Origin of the sequence: Streptomyces sp. 3214.6 (genome assembly GCF_900129855.1) — a bacterium.
Classification (GTDB): domain Bacteria; phylum Actinomycetota; class Actinomycetes; order Streptomycetales; family Streptomycetaceae; genus Streptomyces; species Streptomyces soliscabiei.
Window position 1 is genome coordinate 84,511 of sequence record NZ_LT670819.1, and the last position, 26,461, is coordinate 110,971.

The 26,461-nt window shown below is 68.6% G+C and carries 22 protein-coding genes; 7 read left to right on the plus strand and 15 right to left on the minus strand.

Features of this window, described 5'->3' with window-relative positions; genetic code table 11:
• The first annotated feature begins 28 nt into the window (after positions 1-28).
• The gene (locus B5557_RS00345) at positions 29-874 is read left to right on the plus strand and encodes a class II fructose-bisphosphate aldolase (protein ID WP_079657224.1); all 846 of its coding nucleotides are present in this window, start codon (positions 29-31) and stop codon (positions 872-874) included.
• Positions 875-1,150: 276 nt separating this feature from the next.
• On the plus strand, positions 1,151-1,720 hold the full coding sequence (locus B5557_RS00350) for an ATP-binding protein (RefSeq protein WP_079657225.1): 570 nt from the start codon (positions 1,151-1,153) through the stop codon (positions 1,718-1,720).
• 151 nt (positions 1,721-1,871) lie between these two features.
• On the opposite strand, the gene B5557_RS00355 is transcribed toward B5557_RS00350, so the two are convergent.
• Genes B5557_RS00355 through B5557_RS00370 form a run of 4 tightly spaced genes read right to left on the minus strand, consistent with a single transcriptional unit; the run spans position 1,872 to position 5,773 of the window.
• Entirely contained in the window at positions 1,872-2,648 is a 777-nt protein-coding gene (locus tag B5557_RS00355; RefSeq protein WP_079657226.1) for an SDR family NAD(P)-dependent oxidoreductase, read from the minus strand.
• Positions 2,649-2,659: 11 nt separating this feature from the next.
• Positions 2,660-3,592, minus strand: coding sequence for a 3-hydroxyacyl-CoA dehydrogenase NAD-binding domain-containing protein (locus tag B5557_RS00360; protein ID WP_079657227.1), 933 nt, complete (start codon positions 3,590-3,592; stop codon positions 2,660-2,662).
• The gene (locus B5557_RS00365) at positions 3,589-4,224 is read right to left on the minus strand and encodes a carboxymuconolactone decarboxylase family protein (protein WP_079657228.1); all 636 of its coding nucleotides are present in this window, start codon (positions 4,222-4,224) and stop codon (positions 3,589-3,591) included. The genes B5557_RS00360 and B5557_RS00365 overlap by 4 nt, the downstream gene beginning before the upstream one ends.
• A 37-nt stretch (positions 4,225-4,261) precedes the next feature.
• A complete protein-coding gene (locus tag B5557_RS00370; protein ID WP_079657229.1) occupies positions 4,262-5,773 on the minus strand; it encodes a CoA transferase in 1,512 nt (503 codons plus the stop codon).
• Positions 5,774-5,972: 199 nt separating this feature from the next.
• Here B5557_RS00370 and B5557_RS00375 point away from each other — a divergent pair, with 199 nt between their 5' ends.
• Complete coding sequence (locus B5557_RS00375; protein ID WP_159424285.1) at positions 5,973-6,950, plus strand: LysR family transcriptional regulator; 978 nt, start codon at positions 5,973-5,975, stop codon at positions 6,948-6,950.
• A 344-nt stretch (positions 6,951-7,294) separates the two neighbouring features.
• Here the strand turns inward: B5557_RS00375 and B5557_RS00380 are convergent, their stop codons facing one another.
• Genes B5557_RS00380 through B5557_RS00420 form a run of 9 tightly spaced genes read right to left on the minus strand, consistent with a single transcriptional unit; the run spans position 7,295 to position 16,694 of the window.
• Positions 7,295-8,089: a crotonase/enoyl-CoA hydratase family protein gene (locus B5557_RS00380; protein WP_079657231.1), complete on the minus strand. Its 795-nt coding sequence runs from the start codon at positions 8,087-8,089 to the stop codon at positions 7,295-7,297.
• Between the two features lie 36 nt (positions 8,090-8,125).
• Entirely contained in the window at positions 8,126-8,587 is a 462-nt protein-coding gene (locus B5557_RS00385) for a MaoC family dehydratase (protein WP_197697275.1), read from the minus strand.
• Between the two features lie 15 nt (positions 8,588-8,602).
• Complete coding sequence (gene fabG / locus B5557_RS00390; RefSeq protein WP_079657232.1) at positions 8,603-9,364, minus strand: 3-oxoacyl-ACP reductase FabG; 762 nt, start codon at positions 9,362-9,364, stop codon at positions 8,603-8,605.
• 19 nt (positions 9,365-9,383) lie between these two features.
• Positions 9,384-10,610 (minus strand): acetyl-CoA C-acetyltransferase, encoded by a 1,227-nt coding sequence (locus tag B5557_RS00395; protein WP_079657233.1) that lies wholly within the window; start codon positions 10,608-10,610, stop codon positions 9,384-9,386.
• Positions 10,603-11,451, minus strand: a complete 849-nt coding sequence (locus tag B5557_RS00400; RefSeq protein ID WP_079657234.1) for an MBL fold metallo-hydrolase — start codon at positions 11,449-11,451, stop codon at positions 10,603-10,605. Before B5557_RS00400 ends, B5557_RS00395 begins: the two co-directional genes overlap by 8 nt.
• Positions 11,448-13,175 carry an acyl-CoA dehydrogenase gene (locus tag B5557_RS00405; protein ID WP_079657235.1) on the minus strand — a complete coding sequence of 576 codons (1,728 nt, stop codon included), beginning with the start codon at positions 13,173-13,175 and terminating at the stop codon, positions 11,448-11,450. The genes B5557_RS00400 and B5557_RS00405 overlap by 4 nt, the downstream gene beginning before the upstream one ends.
• Positions 13,176-13,177: 2 nt before the next feature.
• Positions 13,178-13,972: an SDR family oxidoreductase gene (locus B5557_RS00410; protein WP_079657236.1), complete on the minus strand. Its 795-nt coding sequence runs from the start codon at positions 13,970-13,972 to the stop codon at positions 13,178-13,180.
• 56 nt (positions 13,973-14,028) lie between these two features.
• On the minus strand, positions 14,029-15,900 hold the full coding sequence (locus B5557_RS00415; protein ID WP_079657237.1) for an AMP-dependent synthetase/ligase: 1,872 nt from the start codon (positions 15,898-15,900) through the stop codon (positions 14,029-14,031).
• A complete protein-coding gene (locus B5557_RS00420; RefSeq protein ID WP_079657238.1) occupies positions 15,900-16,694 on the minus strand; it encodes an enoyl-CoA hydratase/isomerase family protein in 795 nt (264 codons plus the stop codon). The genes B5557_RS00415 and B5557_RS00420 overlap by 1 nt, the downstream gene beginning before the upstream one ends.
• 206 nt (positions 16,695-16,900) lie before the next feature.
• Here B5557_RS00420 and B5557_RS00425 point away from each other — a divergent pair, with 206 nt between their 5' ends.
• Positions 16,901-17,524, plus strand: coding sequence for a TetR/AcrR family transcriptional regulator (locus B5557_RS00425; protein WP_231976177.1), 624 nt, complete (start codon positions 16,901-16,903; stop codon positions 17,522-17,524).
• Positions 17,525-17,717: 193 nt separating this feature from the next.
• On the opposite strand, the gene B5557_RS00430 is transcribed toward B5557_RS00425, so the two are convergent.
• Positions 17,718-18,488, minus strand: coding sequence for an aldehyde dehydrogenase family protein (locus tag B5557_RS00430; protein ID WP_231976178.1), 771 nt, complete (start codon positions 18,486-18,488; stop codon positions 17,718-17,720).
• Positions 18,489-19,233: 745 nt separating this feature from the next.
• Here B5557_RS00430 and B5557_RS00435 point away from each other — a divergent pair.
• The 3 genes from B5557_RS00435 (at position 19,234) to B5557_RS00445 (ending at position 23,651) form a co-directional block, all read left to right on the plus strand.
• The gene (locus tag B5557_RS00435) at positions 19,234-20,541 is read left to right on the plus strand and encodes a DUF3533 domain-containing protein (protein ID WP_079657239.1); all 1,308 of its coding nucleotides are present in this window, start codon (positions 19,234-19,236) and stop codon (positions 20,539-20,541) included.
• A 559-nt stretch (positions 20,542-21,100) separates the two neighbouring features.
• Positions 21,101-23,365, plus strand: a complete 2,265-nt coding sequence (locus B5557_RS00440; protein ID WP_079657240.1) for an ATP-binding protein — start codon at positions 21,101-21,103, stop codon at positions 23,363-23,365.
• Positions 23,366-23,417: 52 nt separating this feature from the next.
• The gene (locus B5557_RS00445) at positions 23,418-23,651 is read left to right on the plus strand and encodes an integrase core domain-containing protein (protein ID WP_159424286.1); all 234 of its coding nucleotides are present in this window, start codon (positions 23,418-23,420) and stop codon (positions 23,649-23,651) included.
• A gap of 439 nt (positions 23,652-24,090) precedes the next feature.
• On the opposite strand, the gene B5557_RS00450 is transcribed toward B5557_RS00445, so the two are convergent.
• Complete coding sequence (locus B5557_RS00450; RefSeq protein ID WP_079657241.1) at positions 24,091-26,400, minus strand: pectinesterase family protein; 2,310 nt, start codon at positions 26,398-26,400, stop codon at positions 24,091-24,093.
• Positions 26,401-26,461: the final 61 nt, after the last annotated feature.

Sequence of the window (26,461 nt, forward strand, 5' to 3'; positions counted from 1 at the left end):
CCTCCCCTTTTTTCTCTGGAAGGACGTCATGCCTCTCATCGGCACCGGACACACCGTGACGGCCGCCGCGGCCGCCAGGCAGGGCGCGGCCGCGTTCAACGTCATCCAACTCGAACACGCCGAAGCCATCATCGCCGGTGCCGAAGCCGCCCACGCTCCGGTCATCCTGCAAATCAGCGAGAACGCGGTCCGCTACCACGGCGCCCTGGCACCGATCGCGCGCGCCGTCCTTGCCGCCGCCGAAGCCGCCGAGGTCGCGGTCTCGGTTCACCTCGACCACGCCACCAGCGTCCCCCTGGTCCACGAAGCGATCGCCCTGGGCCTGAACTCGGTGATGTTCGACGCCTCCACCCTCAGCTACGCCGACAACGTCCAGGCCACCGCCGACGTCGTCCGCCTGTGCCACGACTCCGGGGTGTGGGTCGAGGCCGAACTCGGCGAGGTCGGCGGCAAGGACGGCGTCCACGCCCCAGGCGCCCGTACCGACCCCGCCGAGGCCGCTGCCTACGCCGCCGCCACCGGCGTGGACGCCCTGGCCGTGGCCGTCGGCACGTCCCACGCGATGCTCACCCGGGACGCCTGCCTGGACTTCGACCTCATCCACGCCCTGCACGAAGCCGTTCCCGTCCCCCTGGTCCTGCACGGCTCCTCCGGCGTGTCCGATGCCGACCTGGCCCAGGCGGTGGCGCACGGCATGACCAAGATCAACATAGCGACGCACCTCAACAACGCCTTCACCTCAGCCGTCCGCGACCACCTCACGACACATCCCGCCACGGTGGACACCCGGAAGTACCTCGGAGCCGGCCGGGGCGCCGTTGCGGCCGAAGTCGCCCGCCTTCTCGGCATCCTGCACCCCGTGCCCGCGGCATAAAGACCCCGGTGCGGGCGGAACTCCCCCCCTGACCGCCGCCCGCACCGGCTCAAACCGGGTGACCAAACCCTTGACAACCCAACGAAACACAGCTAAAACCAAGTAAAAGCAATTAGAGAAGCATCTACTCGCAGATGCTTGACGCTAAGAGTGACCGACAGGTCGTAAGCGGCGGCCCGATCAGGGCCTGGTAGTCCCCGTCCCGTTGCCGCTTCCCACAGACCTAGGCGGCGGTCCACACACTCGCCGCGTCCCAGTCCCGGAAGCGCTCCTCCCATGACTTCCACCATCGCAACCGCCGTGCCGGGTCTCCCTCGCCCCGCCGCGCTCCGTGACCGCCCAGGCAGGAGCAGCCGCCGCCCGGCCCCCGCCGCGCCTCACAGGCCCGAATCACCTGCCTCTCCCGCCGGCGAGGAACATCACGCTGTCGTGGCGGTGCCGGCCGATGCGTGCCGGATTCGCGAGGTCCGGCACTTCGCCTCGGCGGTTCTGGCCCAGTGGGGAGTGGTCGGCGACGACCTCGACTCCTGTCTCCTCATCGTCGGCGAACTGGCCGGCAACTCCGCCCAACACGGGCGAGCCGACCTCACCGTGGCCCTGTCCTTGCGGGGGCGCTGCCTTCACATCGATGTCACGGACCATGGCGCAGCCGTGGAGCCTCACACCGCAGGCACACCATCCGCTGCCGGTGAGCACGGTCGCGGACTGGCCATCGTGCAGGCCCTCTCGGACCGATGTGAGACGCAGCAGCAACCATCCGGATGGCGAACCCGAGCCAGCCTGCGCGTCACACCTGCCGTCCGGGACCGCCGTCCGGCCGGGTCCGGCTTGCCCATCCCTGTCTGAGCGACCGCGCAACCCGCCGAACCGCGCGGTGCCGTCCGAGTTCCTGACCGGCCCGCGTACGCGCCGAGTTTGCGTCAAGTCGGGGCCAGGCATACTTCCGTCGCTTCGGCCCCCCGGGGGGAAGGACGGAGGCGACGGAAGTACGGCTCTGTCAGTAGTGGATCGGCCCGCGCATCCCACCGCTGGGGACGACCGGGTCGCCGTTGAGGGCGACGCTGCGGGGGCTGGCGAGGAAGGCCACCACGTCCGCTACCTCCTCGGCGGTCACCATGCGGCCGATGGACACCATCGACGCGGCCAGGCGCTCCGCCTCGTCAGTCGAGATGCCCCGGTCATCGGCCAGTGCCCGGATGTGCCGTTCCGAGGTCTCGGTGCGGGTCGGTCCCGGGTGCAGGACGACGACGTTGACCCCGTGAGGGCCGAGTTCGTCGGCGAGGTTCTTGGTCATGGCCGCCACCGCGACGTTGCGGACCGACCCCACCAGAGAGCTGGTCTGGCGTGCGGCGATTCCGCCGATGTTGATGATGCGGCCCCAGCCCTGCTCCCGCATCAGTGGGGCGAAGGCGCGGGCGGTGCGCAGGTAGCCGCGTACCTTGACGTTGAGCTCGGTCTCGAAGTCGGTTTCGGGGATACCGGTGTTGGGCCGGGCCGCCGCGTTGACGAGGATGTCGGCGCCTCCGAGCTGTTCGACGACGCTGCGGGCCATCTCCGCCACTGACGCGTCGTCACCGGTGTCCGCGGGCACGGCGATCACACGGCGCCCGCTGTCGGCTGCGATCTTCTCCGCTGCGCTCTGCAGTGCGTCCCGGTTCCGGGCGACGAGCGCCACGTCCGCTCCTTCCGCGGCCAGTGCACGGGCGACGGCGAGGCCGATGCCCCTGCTGCCGCCGGTGACGACGGCTCGCCGGCCGTTGAGCTGCAAATCCATGGGAATGTCCTTCAGTCGTTTGACGGGTGGGGCAAGGGGGCGCCGGCGATGGCATCGAGGATCTCCTGCTGCCTGCGGTCGCGGGCCGCGGTATATCCGCTGTAGCGGGACAGCCCGTAGGTGTCCTCGACGAGTTGAACGACCTTCTCGCGCAGCATGACGGGACGCTCCTCGTCCGGTATGCCTGGGGCGCCGACCGCGAGGAGGCCGCGGTAGCCGGCCGGTCCGCCGCCGAGATGGAGGCCGAGGAAGGGGCCGAGCGCGGCCCAGCGCAGACCGAGCGAGCTGCGGACGATCAGATCGAGTTCGGCCGGTGAGACCACTCCGTCCAGCACCAGTTCGGCGGCTCGCCGGGCGAGCACGTTCTGCAGCTCGGTGGCGACGAACCCCCGCACCTCCTTGTGCTCGACCACCGGAGTGCGGCCGACCGACCGGTAGAACTCCACGGCCCGGTCCACGGCGGCCTGTGAGGTCCGCTCGCCCGGCACCACCTCCACCAGCGGCATGCCGTAGGGCGGGTTCAGGGGGTGGGCGACCAGGATCCGATCGGCGTGTTCCAGGCTCTTCGTGAACACGCCGGCGGGAATCTGGGAGGTGGAGCTGAGGAAGATTGCGTGACTCGGGGCCGCGGACAGCGCCTGTGCGGCGGTCCGTGCCTTGAACTCCTCGTTCTCTGGGCCGCTCTCCTGAATGACGTCGGCTCCGTAGACGGCCTCGGTGAGGTCCACGACCAGGCGGACCCGCTCGTGAAGGCGATCGGTGTCCAGCCCTTGGGCGGCCAGGGCGGGAGCGGCGGCGGTCAGCGCGTCCCGCACCGCCTCGGCCAGGTCCGGCCGGGGATCGGTCACTCGCACGTCAAGGCCGTGCGCGGCGAACAGTGCCGTCCAGGACAGTCCGATGGTGCCCGCGCCGATGATCGCAGCAGTCCTGAACGGTGCGCTCATGGCGTCACGCTCCTGTCCGCCGGGACGGAGACGGCCGGAAGGGGCCGCTCGGGCCGCCAGTCCTCCAGCGGGGCCCGGGAGGTGTTGAGCACCGAGGCCAGGAGGCGGTACGTACCGGCGAGCGCCAGCAGCTCCAGCACCTGTGCCTCGTCGTACGTCCGCCGCAGTCGACGCCATGTGGCGTCGCTGATGGCGGAGTCGTCGCAGATCTCGTCGACGGCGGTGAGCAGCGCGACCTCGTGCGGGCTCCAGTCGGCGCCGGCCGGGTCCTCTGCGGTGCGGAGTACCTCCGCCTCCGTGACCCCCACGGTCTGCGCCATCTCGTAGTGGTGGGACCACTCGTAACCGGACCGGCTGCGCAGCGCGGTGCGCAGCGTCACCAGCTCTCGGTCCCGGTGGGGCAGCCTGCCCTCGTTGACCATTCGCGAGAGCGGGTAGAAGGCGACGGCCAGGCTCGGATGGTGTGCGAAGATCCGCGTGAGGTTGAGTGTGTCGGGGATGTCCTTCAGCTGGGGCGGGAGTCCGTTCGCCTGCTTTTTCGTGGTGTCCGCCGCCCAGACTTCGCGGACCTCGGGGTCCCATTCTGCGACCGGCAGCAGTTCGATCCTGGGCGGTGACGCCTGTTCTGACACGGTGATGTCTCCAGAGGGATGAGCGAGGGGCGACGGGTCAGCCGAACGTGGGCAGCCACTCGGGGCGGCAGGCGCCGCGGGGCAGCAGGACGTGCCGGTAGGAGCCGGGAGTCTCGCTCATCCGCATCGGGTCGACCACGCCCTGGTAGCGGCCGAGCGGAGTGTCGGCGGTGAAGAGCTCCGGTGTGAGAAAGGAGTGTGTCTCGCTGCTGCCGGCTGTCTCGCGGGCGTACTCCTTGTCGAACAGGCCCAGACTCTGCTGCCACAGCGCCGTGCGGGTCAGGGAGACGTGCACCCGGTAGCTGCCGCCCTCGCGGGCGCGGCGTACCAGAGCGGCGGTGATGCCGACGGCCAGCAGCCAGGCCGTCATGTTGTCGTTGATGATGGTGATCGGGGTGTACTCGGGCCGCCCGTTCTCGCCCTCGCGGTGGTAGATGCCGGTAACGGCACCGGCTGCCACGTCGAACCCGGGCCGCTGGGCCCAGGGTCCCGTACGGCCGTAGGCGGAGACGGTGCCGTAGATGATGCCGGGACGCAGCTCGGCGGCCTCCTCCGCGGAGAGCCCGATGTTTTCGAGGTAGCCGGGGCGGCGGTTGGCGTAGAAGACGTCGGCGCCGGACAGCAGCGTACGGATCCGTGCCGCGTCCTCCGCTTCTTTCGGGTCCAGGATCGTGGAGCGCACGCCGACCTGGCCGTCGATGTACCAGTTCTCGACCTCGGTCTGGTGCGGGCGCCAGATGTTCAGCACGTCGGCGCCGTGCAGCGCGAGGGCTCGACCGGCGCTGGGTCCGGCCAGGGCGGCGGCCATGCCGAGGGCGCGGATGCCGTCCAGGGGCTGGGTGCCGCCGTACGGCAGCGGTTCGGGGGCACTGTCACCGATTTTGGTGATCTCGATCAGCGGGGTGGCGGCGAGCGCCTCCGTGTAGTGGGCCTCGCGCATCATCTCCTCAGTGCTGCGCAGCATCGGGATGACGACACCGGCCTCCGCGGCGGCCTCCTCCAGATCGCGTGCCTTCCAGCGGGCCACCGCTGCGGCGACTCCGGCCTGATCCAGCGGGCAGTTCAGCAGCCTGGTGGTGGCGATCCCCAGGCCGGGGTAGGGGTTGGCCAGCAAGACATACCGGCCGTCCTGGGCCTCGTGGAAGCCGCAGACCGCCTCGAAGCCGCCCAGTCCGCCCGCGTTCGCCACACCGTTCAGCCTGAGCCAGCGGTCCTCGGCGAATGCGGCCATGCGGCGCGGGGCGACGCGCAGGTCGACCTCGATGTCCTGCGGGCGCCCGCCCCGCAACTGCCACAGTTTCGCCAGCACGACGGCCCGCGCAGCGAGCGGGATGCCGCAGGCGGCGCCCCAACGCACCGGGCTGGGGAGGACGGGGTCGGCGCCCCGGAAGGTCACCGTGCCACCCGCGTCCGCGGCGCTCAGTCCGACACCGGCGAGCACCTCCTCCAGTTCCGCGTGCACGTTGAACTCGTCGTTGGTCGCCGGATGCGCCAGCACGGACTCCAGCTTCTCCGTGAGACTTACGACGGAAGGCGCGACAGAAAGCATCGAATTGCCCCTTTCCGCACGGCATGTGGGTGCCGTGCATGGGCGAAGAGAACGAATGGGCGGGTGGTGTGCACGGAGCGCGCTTTGTCCCGGCATCCTTCGGTACGACGGCTGTGGGCCGCGTGCTCGTCGCAGCCGTTTGACGTCGCTTTTCACGCTAGGGCCAGACCCGGCACGGGTCCACGTCCGATCCGCGGACGTGACTGCGACCGCAGCGGACGCACCACCGCAGGAGCGGTACGGTGCGCGGGTGGACATGTGGCACCTGCGTTACTTCATCGCCGTGGCCGAGGAACTCAACTTCACGCGCGCGGCACAGCGTCTGAGCATGTCAAGCTCGCCACTGAGCCGTCGCATACAGGACCTGGAGAAGGCACTCGGGCAGCAACTGTTCCTGCGCGACCGCCGCACCACGGCCCTCACTCCGGCCGGTGAGGCCCTGCTTCCGCTGGCCCGCGACGTCGTCGCCCGCTTCGACGCCATCCACTCCGCGCTGGCCTCGGCGGTACGCGGTCCGTCCAGCACCGCCACGCTGGGCATCGGCGGTGAGATACCCGCTGCGATCCGCACCAGGGTTCTGGACACCATGCATACCGCGGTCCCGGGCATGGAGATCGATATCCGTCCCGGGGCCGCCCGCTACCTGTTGAACGCGCTGCTCGCCGGAGAGCTGGACATGGCTCTGGTGAGTGGCCCCGTCGTGGATCCGGGCTTGAGCACACACCCGGTCAGCCGCCGTCCCCTTGGAATCGTCGTGGCGGCGGGAGCCGGATTCGACGGACGCGTATCTGTCCGTCTGGAGGAGTTGGCCCCGCTGGCCTTCGCCATGTACGGAAGGGACGACTCCCCGACACTGCTGAAACACTTCGATGCCCTCATGCACGACGCCGGAGTGCACCGGCGCGTGACCGTCGAGAGCACCATCGGCCTCCCCCATGTCGTCTCCACCGGCCACGCCTTCACCATCATCGCCCTCGACGAAACCGGCGTCGTCAAGCGAATCTTCGAAGATGAACAGGTGCTCTGCCTGCCCATCGACGGTACCCACTTGGAACTGACGACCGTGGCCGCCTGGCGGCGCGACCGGCAGAAGCCGGGCGACCCTGTCGCCGGCCTCGCAGACGCCGTGACCGGGCTTGCTCTACCGGCACCGACGGCACAGCCGTCCTACGGCTGACGCTGGAGTGTGTTTTCACGAGCGGCGGGATTCGGCGACGACTTGTTGCCTGCTCTCCGTAGCGGCCTCGCGCAGCCGTCGGCGCACCTCGGCGCTGATGTCTTGCCCCGATACTTCGCCGTAGAAGGCCTCTGCCGAACAGGGTCGGACCGCTTCTGGCCGGACTGCCAGAAGCCCAACTCGGGCCGCTGGTATAGAAGTTGCCGGTGCCTACGGTGACCAGGGGTCAGGTCAGGGCGGCTTTTCGACGGTGTCCAGGGCCGTCTGACGTGCTTCGCCGGAGAGCTCCGCCAAGGGGATCCGGCGGGCGGGCGCGTGGGGGATGGCGCGCCCGCCCGCCGGGCTCAGCGGCCGACGAACTCGGCCGTCGTGCGGTTGAGGAAGGATTCGATGCCGATGCGGGCGTCCTCGCTGGCGAACAGCTTGAGGACGGTAGGCACCAGCTTCGCCTCCGCTGCCTCCTCGCTCTCCCGCTGGGCGAGCCGGGCGTTGCCCAGGGTGGCCCGTACGCCCAGGGGCGCCTGGCGGGCGATCAGCTGGGCGATGGCGATGGCCCGTTCCACGTGGGTGCCGTCCGGCACGACTTCCTGCACGATGCCGATGCGCAGCGCCTCGGCGGCGTCGAACTGTTCCGCCGTGAGCATCCAGCGCATCGCGTTGCCCCAGCCCGCGGCCTTCGGGAAGCGCAGCGTGGCGCCGCCGAAGGGGAAGATGCCGCGGCTGACCTCCAGTTGGGCGAAGGTGGCCGACTCTTCGGCGACCGCGATGTCGGCGGCCAGCATGAGCTCGATCCCCAGTGTCAGACAGGAGCCGTTGATCGCGGCCACCAGTGGCTTGGACAGCTGGCGTCCCTGCACCTGCCAGGGGTTGATGCCGCCCTCGGGGACGAGGTTGGTGCCCTTCTGCAGCTCGGGGCCGACGCTGGCCAGGTCGAGGCCGGAGGTGAACTGCTTGCCCTCCCCGTACAGGACGCCGGCGCGCAGCGAGTCGTCCGTGTCGAGGACTCCGTAGGCCGTGGCCAGCTCGCGCAGCATGGTGGTGTCGAAGGCGTTGCGCTTGTGCGGCCGGTTGAGGCCGATGACCAGCACCGTTCCTTCGCGTCGCACGTTGAGTGTCTTGTAGGAGGTGTCGCTCGTCATGGAGGACCTTTCCTTTCTCTCAGGTGCGGGTGCGGGTCACTCGAACAGGACGGAGACGACCTCGGCGACGCAGACCGGTTTGTCTCCGCCCTGGCGTTCGACGGTGACGCGGAAGACGGCCTGGGCTCCCTGCGGGCGGCGGCTGAGTTCCAGCAGTTCCACCGCACCGCGCACCTGGGAGTCGACCGGGGTGGGGGCGGGGTAACGCACCTTGTTGCTGCCGTAGTTGATCGCGGCGGTCAGGCCCTCAGTCTTCGTGACCTCGGACATGAGCATGGGCACGAGGGACAGCACCAGGTAGCCGTGGGCGATCGTGGTGCCGTAGGGGCCCTTGGCGGCCTTCTCGGGGTCGATGTGGATCCACTGGTGGTCGCCGGTGACGTCGGCGAAGCGGTCGATGTCGTCCTGGGTGATGGTGTGCCATTCGCTGTGGCCGAGCAGGGTGCCGACGGCCTTCTCGATCTCGTCGAGTCCCTGGTAGGTCTTCACGGGTGCCATGGGTGGGTGCCTCCTTCAGGCCTTGGGGCCGCCGGCGACGTACAGGACCTGGCCGCTGACGAAAGATGCGTCCTCACGGACGAAGAACGACACCGCGGCGGCGACATCGGTGGGATCGCCCACGCGTCGCACGGGGATCTGCTCCGCGGCGAACTCTTTGAGGGCGTCGAAGGTCATGCCGACACGCTGGGCGGTCGCTGCCGTCATGTCGGTGGCGATGAACCCGGGGGCGATGGCGTTGACCGTGATGCCGAACTTGCCGAGTTCGATGGCGAGGGTCTTGGTGAAGCCCTGCAGACCGGCCTTGGCGGCGGAGTAGTTGGCCTGGCCGCGGTTGCCGAGCGCGGAGTCGCTGGAGAGGTTGACGATACGGCCCCAGCCGGCTTCGGTCATGTACTTCTGAGCGGCGCGGCTGATCAGGAACGATCCGCGCAGGTGCACGTTCATGACGGTGTCCCAGTCCGAGACACTCATCTTGAACAGCAGGTTGTCGCGCAGCACGCCGGCGTTGTTGACCGCCACGGTGGGGGCGCCCAGTTCGCCGGCGACCCGGGCGACGGCGCGCTCCACAGCCTGTTCGTCGGAGACGTCGGCGCCGACGGCGAGCGCCCTGCCTCCGGCGGCCTCGATGCGGGCGACGACCTGCTTGCAGGCGTCCTCGTCGAGGTCGAGCACGGCGACGGCCAGGCCGTCCGCGGCCAGCCGCTCGGCGACGGCGGCACCAATACCGCGGGCGGCCCCGGTGACGATGGCGGTGCGGGGAGTTGAAGCAGTCATGGTTCGGGGGTGCTCCGTTTCAGCTCAGCCGCTCGATGATCAGGGCCATGCCCTGACCGCCGCCGACGCACATGGTTTCCAGGCCGAACTGCTTGTCGTGGAACTGGAGGGAGTTGATGAGGGTGCTGGTGATGCGGGCGCCCGTCATGCCGAAGGGGTGGCCGACCGCGATGGCGCCGCCGTTGACGTTCAACTTGTCGAAGTCGATGCCCAGCTCCCGCGCGGAGGGGATGACCTGGGCGGCGAAGGCCTCGTTGATCTCGACCAGGTCGATGTCGTCCATCGTCAGGCCGGCGTTCGCCAGGGCCCGGCGGGAGGCCTCGACCGGGCCCAGGCCCATGATCTCCGGGGACAGGCCGGTGACGCCGGTGGCGACGATGCGGGCCAGCGGAGTCAGGCCCAGCTCCGCGGCCTTGGTGTCGGACATGATGACGAGGGCCGCGGCACCGTCGTTGAGCGGGCAGGCGTTGCCCGCGGTGACTGTGCCGTCGGGGCGGAAGACCGGCCTCAGGCCGGCGACCTTCTCGTACGTGGTGCCGGGGCGCGGCCCGTCGTCGTTGGTGACGACCTCGCCGTTCGGGAGGGTGACGGGCGTGATGTCCCGCTCCCAGAAGCCGTTGGCGATCCCTTTCTCGGCAAGGTTCTGGGAGCGGACCGCGAACTCGTCCTGCTCCTGGCGGCTGATGCCTTTGAGCTGGGCGACGTTCTCCGCGGTCTGGCCCATCTGGATGTAGACGTCGGGCAGGCTGCCGCCTTCGCGGGGGTCGTGCCAGGTATCGACGCCGGCTCCCGAGCGTGCCTCGGTGCGGGCGAGGGCGTCGGTGAACTCCGGGCTGCGCACGTCGACGTCCGGCCAGCCGTCGGCGTAGCCGTTGAGGAACCGGCTGCAAGTCTCCACACCGGCCGATATGAACGCGTGGCCCTCGCCCGCCTTGATGGCGTGGAAGGCCATACGGGTGGTCTGCAGACTGGAGGAGCAGTATCGGTTGACGGTCGTGCCGGGCACGGAGTCGAGGCCGGCCAGGACGGCGACGACCCGGGCCAGGTTGTTGCCGGCCTCACCGGCGGGCTGGCCGCAGCCGAGCATGAGGTCGTCGATGGTGTTCGGGTCCAGCTCGGGCACCTTCGCCAGCGCCGCCTGCAGCATCTGGACGGCCAGGTGGTCGGGCCTCATCTCGACGAGGGAGCCCTTGTTGGCCCGCCCGATGGGGGAACGGGCGGTGGAGACGATGACTGCCTCAGCCATGGTTCGCCTTCTTTCGCTTCCACGCGGTCACGGCCGAGAGCACGAGCGCGCTGGGGTTGAGGTTGTCGGGGAAACGGGCCTGCACCCGGGCCACCAGGTCCCGGGAGTCGCTGCTGGCCGCCAGCTCCTCGATGAAGGCCTGGATGTAGTCACGGGTGTACTCGACGGTGGCCGTCAGGTCGTCGTCGCGCGCCTCCGGGCGCTTGTGTCCGGCGACCACGATCTCCGGCTCCAGAGCCGCGATCTTGTCGACGCTCTCGATCCACTTCGGCCACTCGTCGGGGCCGGAGGCGGCCAGGAAGGGGTTGACCCCGTTGTAGATGGCGTCTCCGGCCACGACTGCGCGGATCGAGGGCACCCAGAGGATGGTGGCCGGGGCCACGTCGGCCTGGCCGACCTCGATCGCCTTCAGCTCCTCGCCGTCGAGAAGGATGGTGTCGCCGTCGAGGGGGTCGGGGATGGCGGTGTTGTCCAGGGCCTTGCCCTCGAACCATGCCCGCCACTGTTTGCGCTGCGCGTCGTTGGTGGCCGTGATCTCGGCGACGACGGATGGCAGGGCAACCGCCTTGGCCTGCGGGAAGCGAGCCAGCAGCCACTCCAGGCCGAAGTAGTGGTCGGCATGGGCGTGGGTGATGAAGATGGTGGTCAAGGTGCGGCCGGATGCTTCGATGCGGCGGGCCAGCTCGGCCACGTCGCTCTCTATGTACTGGGCGTCCACCAGGACCGCCTCGGTCGGCCCGTACAGGAGCGTCGACGTGGTGGGCGAGAACCAACCGCCGACGGCATCGGGGAGCTTCTGCAGGGGGCTGGTGTACACGTCCACGGACAGCTTGGTGCTCATACGATCTCTCCGGCTTGGATGGCTTCGGTCAGCGAGGGGATGCGGCTGAGGGAATGGGCGCCGTAGAAGTCGGCGTCCAGGATGCGGCGCGCGGTGTCCGGGTCCTGCGGGGATTCGAGGGCGGCGGTGAGGATGCGGGCGTGCATCCAGCCGCCGGCGAGCAGTCCCCACTGCTGGAGGTAGGGAACGCCGCCGGCGAGCATGTCGCGCGGGTTGTCCTTCGACTGGCGTACCAGGGCGGCTGTCGCCTCGCGGGAGGAGGCGATCGCGGTGTCGAGGCGGTCGGCGGTGCGCTGGGCGACCGGGTGGTCGTGGCGGCGCAGCGGTTCGAGGGACGTCTCGACCAGGGCGTAGGCCGCTTCTGCGGTGGCGCCACCGTCGCGGGCCAGTTTGCGGCGGGTGAGGTCGTTAGCCTGGATGGCGGTGGTGCCCTCGTAGATGGGCAGGATCCGTACGTCGCGCAGGTGTTGGGCGGCGCCGGTCTCCTCGATGAAGCCCATGCCGCCGTGGACCTGGACGGCGTCGGAGGTGATCTGCACGGAGTTCTCCGTGAGCCAGCCCTTGAGGATGGGGACGAAGAAGTCGGCGAGCTGGAACGCCTGTGCCGAGCGCTCGGCCCGGGCGAGGTCGAGCCAGGCCGTCACCTGGAGTTGCAGGGCGCGCATCGCGGTGATCGTGCTGCGCATGGACAGCAGCAGCCGTCGTACGTCCGGGTGTTCGGCGATCGGGGTCCCGGCCGGGTGGCCGGCCACCTTGCCCTGGATGCGCTCGGCGGCGTAGGCCACGGCGCGCTGGTAGGCACGGTCGGACACGCCCAGGCCTTGGGTGGCGACGCCGACCCGGGCGACGTTCATCATCACGAACATCGCTTCCAGGCCGCGGTGCCGGTCCCCGACCAGCCAGCCGGTGGCCTCGTCGAAGTCGAGGACGCAGGTGGGGCTGGCGTGGATACCGAGCTTGTGTTCCAGGGAGACGGTGTGGACCGCGTTCCGCTCCCCCGGCGTGCCGTCCGCGTTCGGCAGGAACTTCGGCACCACGAACAGCGAGAGGCCGCCAAGGCCCTCGGGTGCGCCCTCGGTGCGGGCCAGGACCAGGTGAACGATGTTCTCGGTGAGGTCGTGGTCACCCCAGGTGATGAAGATCTTCTGGCCCCTGACCGCCCAGCTGCCGTCCGGGCGCGGCCGCGCGGTGGTGCGGATGCCTCCCAGGTCGGTGCCGGACTGGGGCTCGGTGAGGTTCATCGTGCCCGTCCACCGGCCCGATACCAGCGGCGGCAGATACACCTTCTTGAGCCGGTCGCTCGCGGCCGTGTAGATCGCGTAGGCCGCGCCGACGGACAGTCCGGGGCCGAGCGAGAACGCCATGTTCGCCGCTCCCCACACCTCGTTGACGGCGCTGGTCACCACGCCCGGCATGCCGTCGCCGCCTGCCTCGCGGGGCAGGCCGATAGCGGCCCAGCCGCCCTCGGTGAACGCCTTGTAGGCGTCGGTGAATCCGGGTGCCGTGGTGACCTTGCCGTCCGTCAGGGTGTTACCGGCCCGGTCGCCGACCGCGTTGAGAGGGTCGAGCACCTCGGAGGCCAACACTCCGGCGTGGCCGAGGATTTCGCGTACGTCGTCCAGGGCGACCTCGCCGCCGGTGGTGACGTCCAGGACGTGCTGGGCGTCGATGACGCGGCGCAGCAGGAAGTCGTACTCCGCTACGGGAGCCTTGTAGTCGGCCATGGTCACTCGCCCCCGAGGTTGATGCCGAGGGTGGTGCTCAGGCCGCCGTCGAGCGGGATGACCGCGCCGGTCATGTAGTTCGTGGCGCGCGAGGACAGGTACACCGCGGCGGCCGCGACATCTTCGGTGCGGCCGATGCGGCCGACCGGGCTCGCCTCGACCAGCTGGTCGCCCAGCTCCTTCAGCGGTCCCTCCATCATCTTGGACGGGAAGGGGCCGGGCGCGATGGCGTTGACGAGGATGGCCGGGGACAGCTCGGCCGCCAGGTGGCGGGTCAGGTGGTGGATGGCGGCCTTGGACGCGGAGTAGGAGAAGTTCCCGAACCCGGGTACGACCATGCCGTCGATCGAGCCGATGTTGATGACGCGCGCCGGGTCGTCGGGGGCGGACGCCGCTTCCAGGAGCGGACGGGCCAGCCGCGTCAGGTTGAACGGCGCCTTGACGTTCAGGCCCAGCACCCGGTCCCAGGCCTTGTCCGGGAAGTCGTCGAAGGCCGCGCCCCAGGTGGCGCCGGCGTTGTTGACCAGGATGTGCAGCCGCCCGGACTCCAGGGCGCTGATCTCCTCGATCAGCGCGCGGCACTGCTCCTCGCTGCTGACGTCGGCGGGGATCGCCTTGACCTGGCCGTACTGCGACAGCTCCTTCTCGGCCGCCGCGCAGGCGTCGGCCTTGCGGGAGGAGATGTAGACGCGGGCACCGGCCCGCAGCAGGCCTTCGGCGATCATGTAGCCGATGCCACGGCTGCCGCCGGTGACCAGAGCTGTCTTGCCCTGGACGGAAAACAGGTCGGGAAACATGTAGTGCTCCAAAGAGGGTGGTGCCAAAGGGAATTGGTGCAGGCGAAAGGGAAGGTTCAGGCCTGCTGGTACAGCGCCTCGATCTGGTCCCGGTAACGCTTGCTGATCGCCGCCCGGCGCATCTTCAGCGTCGGGGTGAGCTCGCCGGATTCGATGCCCCACAGGGACGGGAGCAGTACGAAGCGCTTGATCTGTTCGGGCCGGGACAGCAGGGCGTTGGCCTGGTCGACGATCGTCTGTACCTGGGCGCGTATCGCCGGGTGGTCGAGCAGCGCCTCGGTGGAGGTGCCCGGGATGCCATGGGTGTCGGCGTATGCCTTCAAGGCCTGCGGTTCGACGGTGAGCAGGGCGACAAGGTAGGGCCGCCCTTCGCCCACCACCATGACCTGGTCAAGGAAGAGACGGCCGGCCAGCAGGGACTCGATCGCGGTCGGGGCGATGTTCTTCCCCGAGGAGCTGACGAGGATCTCCTTCTTGCGATCGGTGATGTGCAACCGTCCGGCCGCGTCGATCCGGCCGACGTCGCCGGTGCGCAACCAGCCGTCGGCCGTGTAGAGCTCGGCCGTGGCGTCCTTGAGGTTGCGGTAGCCGGGGGTGTTGCCGGGGCAGCGGAGCTCGATCTCGCCGTCCGGTGCGATGCGCACCTCCGCACCGGGGAGGGGCAGTCCCACGCTTCCCGCGCCCTGGCCGCCGCGGTCGGCCAAGGCCACACCGCTCGTCTCGGTGAGCCCGTAGGCCTGCACGACGTAGATGCCGAGCGAGGCGAAGAACTCGGCGACGTCCCGCCGCAGGGGCGCTGCGCCGGCGCCGGTCACGAGCGTCCGGTCCAGTCCGAAGGCCTCGCGGATGTCGCGCAGCGCGCCCTCGCGGGCGAGCTGGGCCGCGGTGCGCAGTTCGGCCGGCACGGGAGCGTCGTCCTGGAGCAGCAGCCACTCCCGGGCCAGAGTGTCGCGGTCTGCCTGGAGGGCCTCCCGCTTGTTCTCCGGCATGGGCAGGGACAGGAACATCTCCGCTCCCTGGCGCAGCTTCTCCCAGACGCGGGGGACGGCCATGAAGAAGCTGGGCCGGTGCGCCCGCAGGCTGTCGAGCAGGTCATGCGCGTCCGGGCAGCACCAGACGTGTCCGCCCAGGTGCAGGGGCATGTAGATGCTCCACAGCCGCTCGGCCACGTGGGCCAGGGGCAGGGAGGAGATGACCCGGTAGTCGTAGGCGAAGCAGCCGGTGCGCTCGAGGGCTTCCGCGTCCCACAGCAGGTTGCGGTGGGTGAGGATGACGCCCTTGGACAGTCCCGTGGTGCCGGATGTGTAGATGTAGGTGAGGGGGTCGTCGGGGCGGATCGAGCCGATACGACGCTCGATCTCCTCTGCCAGGAGAGTGCGGTGCTCGGCGCCCGCGGCCAGGAGTTGCGTCCATGTGGTCGGCGGTCCAGCGGGGGGCGTGGGCTCGGCCTTGTGGCTCTGCTGAGGAGGGAGTGTGATCAGGTGGGGGCGGTTCTCCCGCACCCACGGCACTCGTTCGATCTTCTCCCGGGCGCTCTCCTCCACGACGATGACGTGTGGCTCGGCGTCGGCCACGACGTGGTCCAGCTGCTCGGTGGCCAGGGTGGGGTACAGGCTGACGGAGGCGGCCGCGCAGTGGGAGGCGGCCAGGTCTGCCACGAGGTGCTCGACGCGGTTGCTCGCGAGGATGGCGACCGTCTGGCCGGCTTCGACTCCCAGGTGCAGGTAGCCGGTGGCGGTGTCGAGGACGAGTTCGCGGTACTCGGCCCAGGTCAGTGTGGTGATGCTGCCGTCCCCGGCCCGCCAGGAGACGGCGGGATACGGTGCCTTGTCGCCCGCCCGCTCGGCCAGGACCTGGGGGAGGGTGCGCGCGTCTGCTGGGGGTGCTTCGGCTTCCGGGGGTTCTTTCGGCGTCGTGGTGGCGGTCATCACTTGCCCTCGAAGACGATGTCGCCGTGGTTTTGCAGGAACTTCCGCGAGCCCTGGGTGAGCATCAGGTCCACGGCGTGCTGCATGTCGCGCGTGTCGAACAGCGGGGTGGCCCCGTCCAGGAGGAAGCGGTCCGCCTCACGGGGGCCATGGGTGAGCGCGTACTGCACGAGGCGTTTGGTGACGGCGTGTGCCCGGGTTGGTCCCTTGGCGAGCCGCTGTGCCCAGGCGAGGGCCTCGTCGCGCAGCTGCTCGGCGGGCACGACGCGGTTGATGATGTTCCACCGCTCGAACGTGTCGGCCGGGTACTGCTGACCGCTGAAGGTGATCTCCAGGGCACGCGCCGAGCCGCACCGCTCGGCCAGGCGGTAGGCACCGCCCAGAAACGTGGTGGCTCCGATCAGCGCCTCCACCTGGGCAAACTGAGTGCCCTCAGCGGCGATGATCAGGTCGGAGGCGAGGGCGAGTTCAAGGCCGGCCGCGAGGCACAGCCCGTGGACGGCCGCGATCACGGGGAACGGTGCATCCTCGATCGCGGCGATCAGCGCGGTGCCCTCCTCGAATATCTCTCGCGCCTGGACTGCAGAGGTGCCCTTGAAGAGGGCCACATCGGCGCCACCGGAGAAGACGGCGCCGTCGGCCTGTATCACCAGGGCCCGCTTGTCCTCGTCCCGTGCGCGCCGCAGGGAGGCGGAGAGTCCTTCCATGACACCGGCGGTGAAGAGGTTGGCGGGTGGATTGGCCACGGTCACCACGGCGACGTCGCCGATCGCCTCGTACTTCGTCTGGCTCATGCACATCTCCCGGCTAGTCGTCATCGACTGGGGGCGGGGCGGCTCCCCGACAAACGTTAGACTAAGGCGTCTAGACTGAACCGTCAACGGCGACCTAGACTGAACCGTCAAAATGAATTCAAGCCCCACCCGCACTGCACGGGCACGCAGCTATACTTAAGCCTTCCGAAAGGGGTGAAGCACCCCGAAGCCACCAGGAGCGCACAGTGAGCCCGCAACCGACGCAGCCCATCCCCCACAAGGAGCGCCTGCTCAGGCAGGGCATGAAGCACTTCTACGCCCACGGCTACCACGGCACCACGGTGGACGCCGTCCTGGACGCCTCGGGCGTCCCGAAAGGCTCCTTCTATCACCATTTCGGCTCCAAAGAGGCGTTCGGCAAGGCGGTACTCAACCGCTACATGCAATACCAACTGAATTTGCTGCAGACCTGGATCACCGATAAACCAGACCTCACCACGAGTGAGAAACTTTCCGGCTATTTTGACGAAATGGTCCGGGAATTCATTGGCTCGGACTACCGGCGTGCGTGCCTGGCGGGGAAGTTCTCCACCGAGGTGTCCGCCACATCCGAGAGCTTCCGAACGCAGCTGGAGAGCGACCTGCGCGATTGGCGCGGCCTCCTGCTCACGGCCATCCAGCAAGGGCAGGAGCATGGCGACGTCCGCCATGACCGCACCGCCGACGAACTCGCAGATGCGCTGCTCGCCCTGATCCAGGGAGCCTTCGTCATCGGCCTGTCATCACGCGACGACCAGGCCCTGCGGGCAGTGAGCGCCACCATTCCCCTGCTCATCGACATGCCGTACGCGGCCTCACGCGAGCCATAGGGGGACATGCGCGCTCACAGGCAACGCCAGGCCGCACACCCCAGTCGACACTGGTGCCGCGGGTCGCGTTCCCGCGCCAGTAACCACTCCCCTGACCGCATCTGGGGCCGCCGGGTCGGCGCGGCGGCCCCAGAGGCACCCTCCATGGAGTGACTCCGCCCCGGCTCGGGCGCCCGTCACAACGGCGCCACACCTACCGGCCGGGAAGCGCTGCGCTGGGCACGACCACGTATTGCCGCACATACAGGTCGCGGAAGGTGACCGGGCCGCGGGGGCCGGGAACCCGGTCGATATTGATACCGGTCTCGGGCAGGCGCAACAGCTTGGAGCCGTCGAGCAGACGCGTGGGGGAATTCCAGAAAACCCCTGAGCCGGCATAGGCGTCCATGAACTGGTCGGTAGCGGCCGGATCTTGGGTCGCGATGGCAGCGGCCAGCCCAGACGTTTCCTCGTTCGCGACCTGAGCGGCATGGAGCGGACCGTTCACAACGTCCACCGTCACGGTTGCCGCGCGGTCCGGGTCCAGCGACCACTCGTATCCACGCGGATGCGCGTGCAGCGGCATGGAGACGGTGATCCCCAAGCGCTCCAGAACGTCGAGGATGCCGGGCAGTCTTTGTTCGTACACAGGCTGGTCGATGAGCAGGAAATTGAGCCGGTTGCACACGCCCAGGCGGTCCAGGCTGTCGGCGATCAGCCGATGCACTGCTTTCTCGTCAGACGCCGAATCCACGTACAAAACGCCGCCGCCGTCGGCATGGGCGAGGGTGCGCACACCATGGCGCGCGGCTTCACGGCCGAGGTCCCGGGTGCTGTCACCGCTTCCGCGCAGGATGACCAGCGGGACGAGGCCGGGCTGGGAGACGAGTGCATAGGCCGCCGAACGGTCGGCACTGTGCACGAGTTGGATGGCGTCCGGTTCCAGGCCGGCTCCGCGGAGGGCCGGCGCAATCACCTCATCCATCAGAGCCCGGGACGAGCCGAGCGCGGCCGACCCTGTGCGCAGCACCCCCGCGTTGCGCGATTTGAGGAACTGGGAGGCGATGTCGAGGGTGACATTGGGGCGCGCCTCGAAGTTGGCCCCGATGACTCCGACCCGGCGCCTACGCTCCAGCAGCGTCAGCCCGTCCGGGCGCCGCTCGACGACTCTGTCTCTCGGCTCGTGCGGCGTGTCCGCCAGCTGAGGAGTTCGTGTTCTGCGCCGCTGGCCAAGGGGCGTCCTTCCGCTGAGCTGTCATCAGAGCGCAACAAGGGGATGGATCGTAGCATCGTTCAACAATCCCAGGCGACCTACGGCTCACCGTGTCCCATAGGGGAAAAGGGCGCCCCTTCGACCTCCGTTCCGCAACCCCTCGGGGCGTTACCGCCTGCCCGACTTGCGGTCAGAAACCGATCGGTTTAGCGTAGTCCCGAAACCGTTCGGTTTCCAAGGTGCGGGGAAAGGACTTGTCGCCGAGGCCAAGCGCGCTCTTGAGCTCTGCGTCTACAGACGGGAGACCCCGCGATGCCGCGCCCGCCGGTGACGGTCAAGCACGGTCTTTCCGTCGGCCTGCGGGGCTCGGACCTGGTGACAGCCCGTGGCTGAGCGGTCGTCCTTGATCCCGGTGGCGATGGTTGCCGGGGATTGCATGTGAATGGTGTAGGGGTTCCGGCCTGCAATGGCGCTGTCCGGGCCTTGTCCCGATGTTGCTGTTTGGACCGGAGTAATCATGAACGGTGTTCATCCCTTCCGCGTGCTGCGCGCGAAACCCCTGTGGATCGCCAACGGCGTCATCACAGGCGTCTTGGCGCTGCTGTTCGCGGTGTTCTATGTCGGCGCCAACGTCGACCCGGCCGGCCATCTGCACAAGATGCCCGTCGGCCTGGTCAATGCCGACAAGGGCACGAGCGTGGGCGGCAAGCAGATCAATCTGGGCGCACAGATCACCGGATCGATCAAGAAGTCGACCGTGAGCGGCGACAAGTTCGACTGGAAGGTGATGGACGAGAAGGAGATGAAGGAGGAACTCGGCAAGGGCAAGCTCTACGGCGCGATTGTCGTCCCGGCCGGCTTCTCTTCCTCCGTCACCGAGCTGACCAGCACGGCCGCCGCCGCGGCCACGGACCGGCCGACACTGACGGTGCTGACCAACCAGTCCGCAGGCAGCCTCGGCTCCGGCCTGGCCAGGCAGGCCACCACCGCTGCTGCCGCCAATGCCTCACTCCAGGTCGGCAAGCAGCTGACCGCCCAGACGCAGGCCGCGCAGGCGAAATTGCCCGTCTCGGCGCGCCTGCTGCTGGCCGACCCCGTCGCCGTGCACATCGAGGACGGCCATCCCCTCGACTCCCACGCCGGCATGGGTCTGACGGCCTTCTACTACGCCCTCCTCCTGGTTGTGTGCGGCATGCTGTCGGCCAATGTCATCAGTGGCCAGGTCGACCATGCCCTCGGTTACACCCACAACGACATGGGCCCGATCCGCAAGTACCGCCCCCTGCTCCGCGCCACCCGCGTGCAGACCCTTGCCATCAGCAGCACCCTCATGATCGGCCTGTCTCTCGTCATGGGCACCCTGGTCATGGTCGGTACTGTCGGCATCATGGGTATGGACGCATCTCATCTGCCCCTGCTGTGGCTGTACTCGGTCTGTGCCATCGCCGTCTGCGGCATCGGCGCCCTCACCCTCCTCGCCGTCTTCGGCACCCCCGGCATGCTCCTGGTCACTCTGGTCTTCATCGCCATGGCCGTGCCCACCGCCGGCGCCACCACGCCCCTGCAGGCGCTGCCCGGCTTCTACCGCTTCCTCAGTGAATTCGAGCCCCTGCGGCAGATCACCGGCGGCGTCCGTTCCATCCTCTACTACGACGCCCAGGGAGACGCCGGCCTGACCCGGGGCTGGATCATGCTCGCTCTCGCCCTCGCCGCCGCCCTCTTCTTCGGCTTCGGCACCACCCGCCTCTACGACCGCAAGGGACTTCACCGCCACTCCTCAGCCGAAGAGCCGGAGCAGTCGGAAAAGGCCACGGTTACCGCATAGCGGAGGCCGACGCACGAGAGGCAGGGGAAGCTCACTGGGCCTCGGCCTTGACCGGGGCTGCCCCTCCCCCGCACCTCTCCCCAGACGGGCCATGAGCGGACGTGGCCCCGGTGTGCGCCGCCTCGTGGGGACGAGAAGCGACGCACCCTCACAGAGCCCGGCGATCGTCTTCGCTGCCGAAGACGATCGCCGGGCTCCACCCGCACTCTCACTCGCAGCAGCGCTGAGCACCCCGGTTGAAGGGCTTGCAGTCACCGTCGGAGATGACGCCATGCGAAGCGCCTCATTTTTAGCGTTCGAACTTCCAGGTGATGGATTCGTCCGTGACCTTGATGGTGGTCACGGGGATGTCGATGGTCGTGCCGTCGTTCTTCTTGCCCATGCAGGTCCCTTTGGCTCCGGCGACGGCTTTCAACCCGATCGGGCAGGAGACCCCTGACACGGACAAGCGGCACGATGCGAACGAACGCAGGAGAGGAGCGCGCCGGATGACGGCACGACCAGTGGCGGTTGTCGTGAGCGTTCCTGCACGATTCCCCATAAGTAGGAGGATAGGGCCATGATCGGCAATTCCCTGCGCCCAGGGAACCTGCCCGCGGCGTTCACCAGCTTTGTCGGCAGGCAGGCCGAGGCCGCCGAGATCAGGAGCCTGCTGCAGACGGCGCGGTTGCTGACGCTCACCGGGGCGGGCGGGGTCGGCAAGACCCGGCTCGCATTGGAGGCAGCTATCGTTCCGGCGAAGGCCTTCCCGCATGGGGTGTGGCTAGTGGACCTGGCCCCGGTGCGGGAGCCGACAGCGGTGGCAGGAGTGGCCGCGGCTGCGCTGGGGGTGCCGGACCTGGGTGCCCGGCCAGCCGTGGAGCAGCTCGCGGGGTATCTGGCCGAGCGGCGGGCGCTGATCGTACTCGACAACTGCGAGCACCTGGCCGACGCCTGCGCCGAGCTGGCGAAGGCACTGCTTTCAGAAGCCCCCGAGCTGCACATCCTGGCGACGAGCCGCCACACGCTGGGCATCACGGGCGAGCACGTCTTCACCGTCCCACCGCTGACCCCGGAGGATGCGGCCGACCTTCTCCAGGACCGGGCCGCGGCTGTCCGGCCCGGGTTCCAGATCAGCGAGGCGAACCGGGCCGCGGTCGCCCGGCTGTGCGCTTATCTGGACGGGCTGCCGCTGGCGATCGAGCTGGCCTCGTCCCGGCTGCGCACGCTCGCTGTGGAGCAGGTGGCGGACCGGCTGGAGGACCGCTTCAGACTGCTCGCCGGTGGTGGCCGGACCAGACCGCCGCACCAGCGCACGCTCCGCGGGACGATCGACTGGAGCTACGAGCTGTGCGCCCCGACCGAGCGGCTGTTGTGGAACCGGCTGTCGGTCTTCACCGGCGGGTTCGATCTTGACGCGGCCGAGGACGTCTGCGCGGGCGACGGTATCGCGGAGCACGAGGTGCTGGACCTACTCGACCGGTTGGTCGGCCAGTCGGTCGTCCTGACCACCGAAACCGAGGGCCTGCCGCGCTACCGACTGCTGGAGGCCATCCGGCGATACGGGCGGGAACAGCTTGCCGCCTGCGGAGAGGAGGAAAAGCTCCTGCTGCGGCACCGCGACTTCTTCCTCGCTCTGGCCCAGCGCATCAACGAGGGCTGGTACGGTCCAGGCCAGGCTGAGGCCCTGGCCCGGCTGCGCGTGGAGTACACCAATCTGCTGGCGGCCCTGGACTGCGGCGCCGGTCCCCAGTTCAGGTTCGCGCTGGCGGCAGCGCTGGCCTTCCACTGGTGCGCCGGCGGATTCCTCAGCGAGGGGCGTCGCCAGTTCGACCGGGTGCTGGCGGTGGCGTCTGACCCCACACCGCAACGTGCCCGGGCCCTCCTAGCCGCCGTCTGGGTAGCGCAGACGCAGGGCGATCTGGCGGCAGCCAATCATTGGCTGGACGAGGCCGAAGCACTGGGCGAACAGTTGGGCGACCCGGCGGTGCGCGCCCAGGTGGTTGGCTTCCGCGGCGTATCAGCGCATTACCGGGGGCAACCAGAGGAAGGCATCGCACGGTACGAGGAGGCGTGGGCCGCTCAGACAGCGCTGGGTGATGAGCGTGAAGCAACCTCCTGGCTGCTCGCGCTGGCCTGCGTCCAGGCCTATGCCGGGGACCCCCGCGCGGCGGAGACCGGCAGGCAGGTGATCGCCGCCTTCGAGGCGAGCGGGGAGCGGTGGGGCCGTGCGCAGGTGCTGATGGCCCTCGGCTACAGCGCCTGGGCCCGCGGCGACCGGGAGGCGGCCAAGGCGCTGGCCCGGTCCGCGCTGGAGAGCATGCGCGGCTTCAACGACTACGCGATGGTCGCGAAGATGCTGGAACTGCTTGCCTGGGCCACCGCTCCCGGCGGCGATCCCGCGCGGGCGGCCCGGCTGCTGGGCGCTGCCAGTGCCCTGTGGCGCGACGCCGGCACCTCCATCTCCGCGTTCGGCCCGCAGATGGCCGAGCACCATGCGCGCTGCGAGAAAGCGGTCGTCAATGCCGTGGGCCTAGCGGCGTACGTGCAGGCATTCGCGGAGGGCGGCCGCCACAACAAACCCGGCCGGGCCATCGAGTACGTCCTCGACCCTGCTCACGAGTCGGCCACATCGGCCGCCGCCACAGGCCCGCTCACCCGCCGGGAGTGCGAAGTGGCGGAACGGGTCGCCAAGGGCTTGAGCAACCGGCAGATCGCTTCCACGCTCGGGCTGTCGCCGCGTACTGCCGACTGGCACGTCAAGAACATCCTGGACAAACTCGGCTTCGGCTCTCGCGCTCAGATCGCTTCCTGGTGGTCCGCCACCCGGGCGCCCACCGCATAGTGCCTGGCTACGCGATGTCCGCGACCCGGGTGTCCGCTGTGTGGTGCAGTCCATGGGGCGGGCCGGGTCAGCCCTGGACAACGCCGCCGCGAAGTCGTTCCACTCGGTCCTCAAGGTCGAGTACGTCCACCGGCACGTCTTCGCCACCCGCGCCGAGGCGAGGTTGAAAATCGCCACGTGGATCGCGGACTTCTACAACACGAGACGCCGTCACAGCGCGGCCGACGGGGAAACCGCCCGTCGAGTTCGAACGGATTATCCAGGAAGCACGGGCCCGGGCCAATGAGGAAGGCCGGGCCGCATAGCCAACGTCTCTACGCAACAAGGGGGTTGACATACCGGCTGTGCAGCCAGTCCGAGGACAGACCACAGACCGGACACGTGACCGAGACGCCGTCCCGGGTCCGCGCCAAGATCCGGATCAGCTCCGTGCCGGCCTGCACTCCCTCGCCCGCACCGCGGCCAGCTGCGGTAGCAGGACTTCCAACTCGCCGTCATACACCCCCCATTCTGCACCCGGAACAGAGATGTAGACGGCCCTCGACGCATTCGATCACCGGCTACGAAAATCTTGGCAGAGCCGTTCATTTGACAGACCCGCCGCATGTCTTCCAAGCCGATGGCGGGGCCAGGACGGTCGTACCGTCCCGGCCCCGCCGTGGTTTACCGGGCCGCGAGGGCGGGGGCGCTGCCGGTGGGCAGTGTGCCTGTTACCTCGGCTGCGGTCACCAGATCGGGTTCCATCCGTCGGTGCCGGCCAGATACTTGCTGGCGGTGTAGTCCCCGGCCTGGGCGTCGGTCAGCTGTGGCCGGTTGGAGTTCACTCCGGCTCCGGTGCCGAGGTTGTGGTACTCGAAGAATCGGGCGGACTGCCAGGAGTAGTCGGTGGTCATGTTGGTCCAGGGTTGCGTGGTCGTGATCGCGGCGGGCAGCGAGCTGTCACGGATCACCGTCTGGGGCTGGGCGGTTGTGGTGTTGTGCCACGGTCGGCCGAGGTAGAAGGTGTTTGCCGCGGCCTTGGAGACGATGTTGCTGTTGGTGATGAGGATCCCGTACTTCTTGGCCTGGTCGGTGTTCGGTGCCACGATCGTGCCGCCGGGCCAGGCGGCCAGGTCGATGTTGGCCCGGTCGAACACTGCGGTGGCGTTGCCGAACAGGAAGTCGATCGAGCCGGCGATGTAGACGTTGCGGAAGTACTGCCGGGTCTGGTCGGTGGCGGCGGGAGACTTGGCGAGTACGGTGTCCTGGCGGCCGATGATCCGGACGTTGGTGTACACCTGCCGGTCGCCCGTGGCGGCCAGCGCGACGGCCTGGGTCTCGTACGGGCTGATCTCCGAGTGGGCGGCGGGGTCGAAGGAGTTGGTGATCGTGAGACTCTCGACCCTCAGGTTGGGTGCCTTGAAGCTAGCCGTGGCGCTGCCCTCGGTGCCGTACTCGGTGCCGTCGGGCTTGAGTGTCCCGTGGGCGTTGCCATAGGTGATGTTGACATCCTCGGCGTTGCCCGTGGCGCCCTTGATGGTCAGGTTGGTCTGGGTCTTCGGGACGCTGATGACCTCGTGGTAAGTGCCCCTGTTGATAAGGATGGTGTGCGGGTTCCCGTCCGTGGGGACGGCGTTGATCGCGGCCTGCACGGTCTGGAACTGGGCGGAGCCATCGGCCGCGACCGTGAACGTGGACTGAACCTGCACATGGCCAACGCCTAGGGGCACCCCGTCGGCTCCGGGGTCGTGGTCGAACCGGATCTTGAGCCGACCCTTGCTGTCGCTGCAACTGACCGTAGTCGACAGGAAAGTTTCCCGATCCTGACCGTGAGTACCCTCTCCAACGCAGGTAAGTCTGTTGTACGGAAGCAGGTTGAGCAGTCCGCTGCCCCCGTTGTCGAGGAAGAACTTCTGCCAGCTGCTACCGCTGCAGGACTTATCCCTCAGTACTGAGTCCTCGGCGTCCATGCACTCGCCGGTGTCGTTGTTCATGATGGTGTACACCCCGGTGCCGGGAACTTGGCTGAGATGCCAGCTCACATCAGGCCAACCATCTGTATCCACGTCCCAGGCCGCCACCTTGTTGTCTTCTGAAGTGTTGCCGGCGAACGTGGAGTTATGGTCGCTGGGCATGGTGAATTGCACGTCTGCGTTGGCGCGCAGCGTGTAGTAGAAGACAGCGCGGTGGTCGGAGCCGAGGTCCGTGGTGCCGGGAACGAAGGAAACGATATCGTCACTGGAGACCATGTAGTCGAGTTCGTTGTTGTTCCCGTTCCCGCCGTAGTGGGTGGGCTGGCCGGTATTGTAGATGTGAACGTTCGCTCCGAGGCTGGGCAGGGTCGCGGGCTGCCGGTTGAAGTCACCCATGGCGGCCCAGTGGTAGGTGCTGGAAGCGGACTGGATGTTTGCGAGCAGCCGGGGGGCGTCGTTTCCTCCCCCGGACAGCGTGTGAACGGTCCAGAAATACGTGTCGCCGAATCTGACGCCCAAAGCGGGCCGAGAGGTCGCTTGGCCGTTGGCGTTGGTGAAGGCGGGGCGGGCGACATTGACCCTATCGGCCCTGTTCCGGGTGACGATGGCGAGGTTGACCCGGTTCGCGCCGAAGTCGGTTTGCATGAAGTAGATATTCCAGACCCCAAGGCGACTTCCCCCAGGTCGCCAGTCGTACCGCTGCACTGTCCAGCCCTGACCGTTGCGCAACGAGGTAAACCATGTGCCGAAGTCATGCGCCGGTCCCGGCAACATCTGGTTGTTCTGGCTGTCCCAGCGTCCTGCGGTGTTCGGCACTTGGCCGGCTTCCTGCAGGGCGATCACGTCGTGACCGGAATTGATCAGGCTGCGTACACCGGACTGCCACTTGTTGTCCTGTGAGTTTTGGGCACCCTGCATGTTCCAGTTGGCTGGCCTGAAGTCCTCGACTGCGGCGGAGGCTGTCTGACCCGTCGTGAAGAGGACCACGCTGAGCGCTCCGGCGAGCATGGCGACGGCAGTCATAAGGCTGACGATTTTCTTCTTACGCGTGTGGCGGCCCGTCCTGAAAAGGCGAATGTTCATCGCTGATCCTTTGCTTGCTTCCGCGCTGCCGAGCGGCGCGGATAGTCCTGGTCGGCATCGG